Raw genomic sequence first — 607 nt, forward strand, 5'->3', positions numbered from 1 at the left:
CGCCATCGCCGCGAGCGCGATCAGCCGCGCGTCGATCACCGCGCCAGCCTCGGCGAGCAGTGCCCCGTGCGCGAAATCATGGCCTGCGCGGCGGATATGCGCGCCGGGGGCGGCGGGACCGTCTCCGTTCAGCGTCAGCCGCTCGCCGTCGCGCGCGATATCCTCCTGCACCACCACGCAATCCGCGCCAGCGGGGATCATCGCGCCGGTGGAAATGCGCGCGGCCTCGCCCGAACCGATCGTGGCTGCAAGGGGCCGTCCCGCCGCGCTTTCGCCGATCACGCGCCACGGGCCGGGCAGGTCGGTGCTGCGCACCGCATAGCCGTCCATCGCGGACAGATCGGCGGCGGGCTGGTTGCGCTGCGACACCAGCGGTTCGGCCAGCGCCAGCCCGGTGGCCTGGTCAAGCGGAAGGCTGATCGCGGGGCGGGGATCGGCGAGCGCGAGCAGGCGGCGTTGCGCCTCGTCCAGTGCGATCAGCCCGCCTGCCATCAGCCGGCGGTCCAGTCGCCCGACTTGCCGCCGCTTTTTGCGAGCAGCCGCACGGGTCCGATGACCATGGCCTTGTCGAGTGCCTTGGCCATGTCGTAGATCGCCAGCGTCGCGC

The 607-nt window shown here is 72.7% G+C and carries 1 protein-coding gene and 1 pseudogene; both read right to left on the reverse strand.

Annotated features, from left to right (window positions below):
- Window positions 1–492 (reverse strand): annotated as a pseudogene (locus AX735_RS10840) (molybdopterin molybdenumtransferase MoeA); the annotation flags it as partial.
- A partial coding sequence (locus AX735_RS10845) for a cyclic pyranopterin monophosphate synthase MoaC (RefSeq protein ID WP_446471806.1) occupies window positions 492–607 on the reverse strand: 116 nt, incomplete at its 5' end. The pseudogene AX735_RS10840 and the gene AX735_RS10845, both read right to left, overlap by 1 nt.

The sequence above is a fragment of the Blastomonas sp. CCH1-A6 genome (assembly GCF_001556365.1).
In the GTDB taxonomy this organism is placed as follows: Bacteria; Pseudomonadota; Alphaproteobacteria; order Sphingomonadales; family Sphingomonadaceae; genus Blastomonas; species Blastomonas ursincola.